At 42.9% G+C, this 8640-nt stretch carries 10 protein-coding genes; all 10 read left to right on the plus strand.

The window, feature by feature from the left end; translation table 11 throughout:
- Nucleotides 1-77 precede the first annotated feature (77 nt).
- The 10 genes from TV75_RS13140 to TV75_RS22550 all read left to right on the plus strand — a co-directional run bounded on the left by TV75_RS13140 (nucleotide 78) and on the right by TV75_RS22550 (nucleotide 8453).
- Nucleotides 78-1469, plus strand: coding sequence for an alanine/glycine:cation symporter family protein (locus TV75_RS13140; protein ID WP_044339216.1), 1392 nt, complete (start codon nucleotides 78-80; stop codon nucleotides 1467-1469).
- 238 nt (nucleotides 1470-1707) lie between these two features.
- Nucleotides 1708-2658 (plus strand): ABC transporter permease, encoded by a 951-nt coding sequence (locus TV75_RS13145; RefSeq protein ID WP_044339217.1) that lies wholly within the window; start codon nucleotides 1708-1710, stop codon nucleotides 2656-2658.
- On the plus strand, nucleotides 2651-3601 hold the full coding sequence (locus tag TV75_RS13150) for an iron chelate uptake ABC transporter family permease subunit (protein ID WP_044339218.1): 951 nt from the start codon (nucleotides 2651-2653) through the stop codon (nucleotides 3599-3601). The genes TV75_RS13145 and TV75_RS13150 overlap by 8 nt, the downstream gene beginning before the upstream one ends.
- Entirely contained in the window at nucleotides 3598-4359 is a 762-nt protein-coding gene (locus tag TV75_RS13155) for an iron ABC transporter ATP-binding protein (RefSeq protein ID WP_044339219.1), read from the plus strand. The genes TV75_RS13150 and TV75_RS13155 overlap by 4 nt, the downstream gene beginning before the upstream one ends.
- A 19-nt stretch (nucleotides 4360-4378) precedes the next feature.
- Entirely contained in the window at nucleotides 4379-5329 is a 951-nt protein-coding gene (locus TV75_RS13160; RefSeq protein ID WP_044339220.1) for a siderophore ABC transporter substrate-binding protein, read from the plus strand.
- 1 nt (nucleotide 5330) lies between these two features.
- The gene (locus tag TV75_RS13165) at nucleotides 5331-5639 is read left to right on the plus strand and encodes an antibiotic biosynthesis monooxygenase family protein (protein WP_044339256.1); all 309 of its coding nucleotides are present in this window, start codon (nucleotides 5331-5333) and stop codon (nucleotides 5637-5639) included.
- A 121-nt stretch (nucleotides 5640-5760) separates the two neighbouring features.
- Complete coding sequence (locus TV75_RS13170; protein ID WP_052504558.1) at nucleotides 5761-6855, plus strand: carbohydrate kinase; 1095 nt, start codon at nucleotides 5761-5763, stop codon at nucleotides 6853-6855.
- Between the two features lie 22 nt (nucleotides 6856-6877).
- Entirely contained in the window at nucleotides 6878-7807 is a 930-nt protein-coding gene (locus tag TV75_RS13175; RefSeq protein WP_253275537.1) for a pseudouridine-5'-phosphate glycosidase, read from the plus strand.
- Between the two features lie 396 nt (nucleotides 7808-8203).
- Nucleotides 8204-8275, plus strand: a complete 72-nt coding sequence (locus TV75_RS22190; protein ID WP_367379315.1) for a hypothetical protein — start codon at nucleotides 8204-8206, stop codon at nucleotides 8273-8275.
- A gap of 46 nt (nucleotides 8276-8321) precedes the next feature.
- Nucleotides 8322-8453, plus strand: a complete 132-nt coding sequence (locus tag TV75_RS22550) for a hypothetical protein (RefSeq protein WP_301280428.1) — start codon at nucleotides 8322-8324, stop codon at nucleotides 8451-8453.
- Nucleotides 8454-8640 lie beyond the last annotated feature (187 nt).

Raw genomic sequence — 8640 nt, forward strand, 5'->3', positions numbered from 1 at the left:
TTGCACGATCATTTACGTCTGGCCCAATCAGCGATTCCAAACCTTAGCCACTGCCTCTACTTAAAGGAGGAGCACGATTGGATACTTTTTTTGACATCATAGGTAAAATTTCGGCATGGTTATGGGGGCCACCATTAATCATTGTCCTGGGTGCAACGGGTTTGTACCTGACATTTTTATTGAAATTCATTCAATTTCGCTATCCTCTCTACATATTCAAGCAGACGGTAGGGAGCGTTTTTAAGAAACCGAAAGGCGAAGGAACGGTGACGCCGTTGCAGGCCTTGACGTCGGCTCTATCGTCCACCATCGGGGCAGCGAATATTGTCGGTGTACCGGCAGCGATCATGTTTGGTGGGCCGGGAGCTGTTTTCTGGATGTGGGTGATTGCCTTAATTGGAATGGCCCTTAAGTTTTCTGAGAGTGTACTTGCGGTTCGCTATAGGGAGAAGAACGAAAAGGGAGAATATGTTGGCGGTCCCATGTACTACATGACGAAAGGGTTAAACATGAGATGGCTCGGTGTATGGTTCGCATTTGCCCTTATGATCGAGCTGATTCCGAGTGTGATGGTGCAGGGGAATGCTGTGGCATCAACGGTAGAAGAAACATTTAATGTAGATGGACTTTTCACGGGCATTGCTGTTGCACTCATAGTTGTTTTAATTGTATTTGGTGGAATAAAGCGAATTGGTAAAGTGACGGAAATATTTGTCCCGTTCATGGCTCTGATCTATGTAGGAAGTGCATTGGTCATCCTTTTTATGAACATTGATGCAGTGCCGGAATTCTTCAGTCTGATTCTGTCGAACGCATTTCAACCCATGTCTGCAATGGGAGGGTTCGCCGGGGTAGCAGTGGCTGAGACGATCCGTTGGGGATTTGCCCGTGGGTTATATTCCAATGAGGCAGGACTTGGAACTGCGCCGATTGCCCATGCGGCGGCACAAACCGATCATCCCGTCAGACAGGGACTTTGGGCGATTGTAGGAATCGTGATTGATACAATCATTGTCTGTACAGCAACGGCCTTCGTCGTGTTATCTTCAGGGGTTTGGACAGCAGAAAATGCACTGGATGACCCATCAGCCCTTACGACAGAAGCATTCACGAGTTATTTCGGGGAATTTGGTGGAATCCTCGTGACGATTTCACTGATTTTCTTCGTACTATCGACGATTATCGTGATTGTCTTTTATGGGGCAAAGCAGGCGGAATTCCTATTTGGCTATAAAGCATCACAGGGGATCAAGGTTGTTTATACGGTTGCGATCGTACTTGGTTCAGTAGGTGCGGCAAAAGTCATTTGGCAATTCCTTGACTTAGCGCTTGCAGCCATCTTGATTCCGAATATCATTGCGGTTCTTCTTTTAAGTAAAGAAGTGAAGAGGCTTACTCAAGAATTCTTTACGTCGGAGGAGTATTACTTGAAAGACACTGGAAAGGTTAAGGAAAAGAAAATCTCATAGTTCAAAAGACTTGTTTTTCCGAGAGGGAGGGCAAGTCTTTTTTGTGTGTAATTCTGACTGTACTGCGTATTTCGAAGCATTTTTCGGTTGTGGATGATTATGGAATTAGTGATAATGATTTTCATTTAGTTGTTGACTCCCCTTGAAATCTTACTGTAATATAGGCTTGTGTTAATTGATAATGATTTTCAATATCAATGACATTCAGTTAAAATCAATGAAAGTTTTGGGGATAGTCATGAAACAACGTAACCTTATTATTGCGCTCATCGTGCTGTCACTCCTGTCTTTATTTGTAGGAGTGAGCCATATTACACCGATGGATTTACTGCAATTTCAATCCGAAGAAACACAGATTTTTCTCATCAGTCGATTACCGAGATTGCTGGCAATCTTACTTGCCGGTGCGGGTATGAGCATTGCAGGGTTGATCATGCAAAGCTTGAGTCGAAACAAGTTCGTATCCCCTACGACAGTGGGTACCATAGATGCTGCCAGGCTGGGAATCCTTGTATCGATGATTGTGTTTGTGAATGCCTCAATACTTGAGAAGATGATTGTTGCCTTTGCATTTGCGTTAGCCGGCACGTTGCTTTTTATGCAAATACTCGATCGAATCAAGTTCAAGGATGCAGTCTTTATTCCCCTCGTCGGGTTGATGCTTGGGAATGTGTTATCTTCGGTGACAACGTTTTTTGCCTACAAGGCAAATGTGATTCAAAATATGGCAGCCTGGCTGCAGGGTGATTTTTCATTGATCATGAAAGGTCGATATGAACTTTTATACATAAGCATTCCCATTATGATCATTGCCTATCTTTATGCAAATAGGTTTACTGTCGCCGGGATGGGGGAGGACTTCTCCAAGAATCTGGGTGTTTCTTATCGCAGGATAGTGAATATTGGCCTCGTGCTGGTCGCGCTCATTACGGTGACAGTCGTCTTGACCGTCGGGATGATTCCATTCCTGGGGTTGATCATACCCAATATCGTTTCCATCTTCAAAGGAGATCACTTACAGAAGACATTGCCACATACGGCCTTACTTGGAGCCATCTTCCTTCTCGTCTGTGATATTTTAGGCCGGGTAATCATCTACCCGTATGAAATCTCAATCAGTTTAATGGTTGGGATCATCGGCAGTGCCATCTTCTTATACTTGCTGGTAAGGAGGAAGGCATATGCGTAATCGGTGGAAAATGCTTGTTTTACTAGTCGTTGCCCTATTGTTTTGTGGGATCTATTTATTCTACGGGCTAAATGAAAGCTACGATTATGCACTGCCTCGACGGGGGATGAAGGTGCTTGCAATGGTTATTACGGGAGTCGCGATTGCCTATTCAACGGTCGTGTTTCAAACGATCACACATAATCGGATTTTAACACCGAGTATTATGGGGCTTGATTCTCTTTATCTCCTTCTTCAAACAGGTATCATTTTCTTCTTGGGCTCGGATCACATGCTTGTCATAAACAAGAATATTAACTTCTTAGTATCCGTTGCAGCCATGATTTCATTTGCTCTTATCCTGTATCAATTATTATTCCGCCATAGTAATCAACCAATCTACTTTTTATTGCTGATTGGAATCATTGTTGGCACATTCTTTGGGAGCATCACCACATTCCTGCAAGTGTTGATAGATCCCAATGAATTTTTAATGGTTCAGGATAAGATGTTTGCGAGTTTCAATAACATGAATGCGGATCTGGTTTGGCTCGCCCTTATCATTGTCACCATCGTGATGATGTTTGGCTGGAGAAAGATCCATTACCTGGATGTCATGTCATTGGGAAGGGCGATGTCCATGAATCTGGGTGTGCCTTATGACCGAATGGTGCGTTCTATGCTGGTGATTTCATCTGTACTCATTGCTGTTTCAACCGCCCTGGTCGGTCCGATCACCTTTTTCGGGTTGATTGTCGCAAACTTAGCTTATCAATTCTTTCGGACCTACAAACATAGCATTTTCATTACCGGTGCGAGTTTGATGAGTGTCATTGCCCTCGTTGGCGGACAGTGGGTGGTAGAACGGATTTTTACGTTTTCCACGACTCTAAGCGTGATTGTGAACTTCATCGGAGGATTGTACTTTATATATCTTTTGTTAAAGGAGAGTAAAGCCAAATGATACACATTCGAGGGCTGTCCAAGTTTTACGGGAAAAAGCTGGTGGTAGAAGACGTGACCGTCACGATTCAGCCTGGTCAAATCACTTCGTTCATTGGACCGAATGGTGCCGGAAAGTCGACCCTTTTATCAATGGTAAGCCGTCTGCTCGATTCAGATAGTGGTGAAATCATACTGGATCAGGCCGATCTCAGGAAAATGAATTCAGACGACCTTGCCAAAAAAATCGCGATCTTAAAGCAATCGAACTTTCTTAACGTCCGATTGACCGTGAGAGAACTGGTCTCGTTTGGTCGATTTCCGTATTCGAAAGGCCGACTAAACGAAGAGGATGAGAGAGTGGTAAATCAAGCATTGGACTATATGAATCTAGTGGACTTGGAGGGGAACTACTTAGAAGAATTATCCGGTGGGCAAAGGCAGAGGGCATTCATTGCCATGGTCATCGCCCAGGATACCGATTATATTCTCCTGGATGAACCCCTGAACAATCTGGATATGAAGCATTCGGTCCAGATCATGAAGATTCTGCGCAGATTAGTGGATGACCTGGGAAAGACGGTCGTCATCGTCCTTCATGACATTAATTTTGCCTCTGTGTATTCAGACAGAATCGTAGCGATGAAAAACGGAAAGGCCATTAGAGAAGGTTCAACCAATACCATCATACAAACCCAAATATTGAAGGAAATCTATGATATGGATATTCCTGTGCAACAGATGAATGACAATCGGATTTGTGTTTATTTTAATTCATAAAAAAAGAGGAGAAAAGAAAATGAAAAAATGGTCATTAATGACAATATTACTTACAGTCTTACTAGTTTTGGCAGCGTGCGGTTCAAAGGAAGAATCAACGACAGAAGCAAAAAAATCAGGTGGAAATGAAGAATCGAAAGAAATCACAATAAAGCATGAACTTGGCGAAACGAAAGTGAAACAAAACCCTGAAAAGGTCGTCGTGTTTGATTTCGGTGTCCTTGATACGTTAGATGAGCTTGGAGTGAAGGTAGCGGGTGTACCGCAAGCAACGATCCCGCCATACCTTGAAAAATACAGCGGCTCGGACTATACAAATGTAGGAAGTTTGAAAGAAGCAGACTTTGAAGCGATCAGTTCAATGAAACCGGATGTGATTTTCATCTCTGCACGCCAATTGGAAATGTATGAAGAATTTGCGAAAATCGCTCCGACCGTATATGTTCAAACGGATTACACAAATTACATGGAATCGTTCACAAGCAACATGGAAACCATTGCAGAAATCTTTAATAAAGAGGATGAAATGAAGAAGGAATTAGAGGATGTGCAAGCGGAGGTCGACGGCATTAAAGAGAAGACTGGAAGCCTCGATGACAAAGCATTGATCTTGATGGGAAATGAAGGAGAAGTCAGTGCATACGGACCGGGATCACGTTTCGGGATTCTCCACGATGTATTTGGATTCAAACCTTCGGATGAGAATATTGAGGAATCCACTCATGGGCAAAATGTGACGTTTGAATATGTGTTGGAACAGAATCCTGATGTTCTATTTGTGATCGACCGTGATGCTGCATTTGATCCGAACGCAAGCGTGAAAGATTCAATTGAAAATGAACTTGTACAAAAAACGAACGCCTATAAAAATGAAAAAATTGTCTATCTGAATGGGGGCCCATGGTACCTTTCAGGAGGCGGACTTCAATCGATGAAGCAAATGGTTGAAGATGCGAAGGCAGGTTTATAATATGTTTTATCAAATAAAGAGACTGGTAGTGAAAGAGGGAACATCATCCAAAGTGGTTGAAAGGTTTTCTGGTGAGGGATTAATTGAAAAGCAGCCAGGGTTTATCGACTTAAAGGTCCTCGTCAAAAAAGTCCGCCGCGGCGACGAAGAAGTGCTGGTCCTGATTCAATGGAAATCGGAAGACGATTGGAAGAATTGGGAGAAGAGCCCCGAGCATATTGCAGGTCATAAAGCGAGTGCAGGAAAACCTAAACCTGATCATATACTTGAGTCCAGTCAAAATGTGTATGAGGTAAAAGCAGATAAATAATGAAAAAAGTGTCCGGCGCATAGTGGGACACTTTTTTTCTTTTATTTACCATCTTGTCTAAATTTAAACAAAAGTTTAGAATATTAACAAAAGTTACTTTTCTTTATAGGGGTGGGAGCTTGTGAACGAAAAAGAAAAGCTTTTGTTATCGTATATTGAAGAAAATCCATTTATGACTCAACAGGAATTATCCGAGCGAAGTGGGATGTCACGATCTGCGGTAGCAGGGTATATTTCGAATCTGGTGAAGCAGGGGAAAATCCTGGGTCGGGCGTATGTTCTTCCAAAGAAAAACGGGATCACGTGCATCGGGGGAGCGAATATCGACCGGAAGCTTCAGTTGGACGGTACGTTTATTCCTGAAACCTCAAACCCTGCGAAAACAGAGCAATCCGGTGGAGGCGTGGCACGCAATATTGCCGAGAACTTAGGACGCTTGGGAAAACAGGCCAATTTGATAACGGTTGTAGGAGAAGATACGGAAGGAAGCTGGCTTTTATCTCAAACGAAACCGTTTGCCGATGTATCCACGTCCCAACGACTTTTAAATGAAAGCACCGGGGCTTACTCTGCGATATTGGACGAAGAAGGGGAAATGATGTTTGCCCTGGCTGATATGAGTATTTATGAAAGCGTTGACATTGGTTTTATTGATAAGAGATGGGGGTTGATTTCTTCATCGGAAATGGTGCTGCTCGACACAAATTTTCCAGAGGATGTACTGAAGTATATCATTCGCAGGTGCCAAACCGAGGGGGTGCCCCTTACGATCATCCCGGTTTCCGAACCGAAAGTGTTGAAATTGCCAACGTCATTGGAAGGGGTATCCTGGTTCATATGCAACAAAGGGGAAGCGGAAACGTATGTAGGAATGAAGATCGAGACAGAGGGGGACTATTTTAAAGCGGCCAAAGCCATCACCCAAAGAGGGGCGGAAAGGGTCGTGATTACCCGGGGAGATAAGGGATTGATCTATTATACTACCTATAAAGAAGCGAGAGCCGTTTTACCTCCAAAGGTGGAAGTCGCGGATGTGACCGGTGCGGGGGATGCCCTTGTCGCAGGGATATTATTCGGTTATTTAAAAGGATCCGATACAGACGGAGCCTGCCGAATCGGAGTGATCTGCTCGTCCATTACGCTGCAATCCAAGTTTACGGTGGCACCTACGCTGAACAAGACCAAGCTTCAACAAGAATTTAGTCATTACTATTGATTAGGGGGAAATGTACGTGAATATCAACTCATATATAGAATACTCGCAGGAAGTATCAGAGGCCAGAAAGACAGGTAAAGCGATTGTGGCATTGGAATCAACGATTATCTCTCATGGAATGCCTTATCCACAAAATGTGAAAACCGCCCGTGAAGTGGAGGACATCATCCGTTCAAAGGGGGCCGTTCCCGCAACGATTGCCATTTTGAACGGGAAAATCAAGATTGGATTGTCTCATGAAGAGCTTGAATATTTAGGACAGGCGTCGGATGTGATCAAGGCAAGCCGCCGCGACATCCCTTATATCCTTGCTTCTAAAAAGGACGGGGCGACTACGGTTGCTGCCACCATGATCTGCGCGGAGCTTGCTGATATTTCGGTTTTCGTGACAGGAGGCATCGGCGGTGTGCATCGTAATGGAGAAGTGACGATGGACGTTTCGGCAGACCTTGAAGAACTTGCCGTGACGAACGTGGCCGTTGTCTGCGCAGGGGCTAAATCCATCCTGGATATAGGATTGACGATGGAATACCTGGAAACGAAAGGAGTGCCAGTCTTAGGATACAGAACGGATTCCTTACCGGCCTTTTACACACAAAGCAGCCCTTTTTCAGTGAACTATAAAGTAGAGACCCCCGAAGAGACGGCAAATATTTTAAAAGCGAAATGGGATCTTGGATTAAAGGGGGGCGTGGTGGTCGCTAACCCGATCCCTGCCCCGGATGCACTGGATGAAAACGAGATGAATAGGATCATAGAAAAAGCACTAAACGAAGCAGAAGAACAAGGGATTGCCGGAAAGGAAGCGACGCCATTCCTTCTCGGAAAAGTGAAAGAATTAACAGACGGAAAGAGCCTTACAGCGAATATCGCACTAGTAAAAAACAATGCTCTTGTAGGAGCGGATATTGCGGTTCATTACGCCAAGCTAGCTAAGGTGGAGAGCTTCTAATCTATTAGTGAAATAATGAGACCTGGGCGGATTTTATTAACAGTTTTCCAGGTGCAAACAAGTAAATACCAAAGCAAAACGCACTGTATTTTACAATGAAATTCACAGTGCGTTTTTTATTGTGGTAACAGGTGTCAGATGAGTTTTGGTTGCTAAATCATAACAACAAAATTTAATATAACAATATTTAAAATCTAGATGTAATAATTAATTGTCACTATTCAATTAATGGGCAGTTTAGTTAAATTACTTTAACATTATGAGGGAGGGGAGAAGATGATTGCTCAAGGTTTCATTATAAATGGCGATAAGGTGTTAATGGTAAATCAATACGTCTAAAGAGGGGCGATTATTTGGAATTTCCCTGGTGGGGGTATTGAGGAAGAAGAAACACCAATTCACGCTTGTGAAAGGGAAGTAAAAGAAGAAACGGGTTATGACATAGTAGTAAAAAAAACTTCTTTATAATAACATAAATAAGTATACGTATATAGCTGAAATTGTAGGTGGCGAAATGTACTTAAATAAAGAATTGAAAGAAAACAAAGATATTATTGATGTTGCTTGGGTATCAATTGAAGATAAAGATAAGTGGGATAATTTCACTCTTCCAATATTAGATTTATATATAAAATCGTTAAGGTAATAGAAATTATTATTCAAGTATCGGGGGCGTTAATGGAAAAAAGCGTTATAAAAGAGGCCGGGATAAAAGAGTTTAATTTAGACTACCAAGTTAATTTTCCGTTTAAGTGGCAAATTAGTTCGGGTTTTTAATTTGTTCAACTGTAGATTTGAATTTAGCTCTCCCCAGCGGTTGATTGGAGTGCAAG

The sequence above is a fragment of the Rossellomorea aquimaris genome (assembly GCF_000935355.1).
Taxonomy (GTDB): Bacteria; Bacillota; Bacilli; order Bacillales; family Bacillaceae_B; genus Rossellomorea; species Rossellomorea aquimaris_B.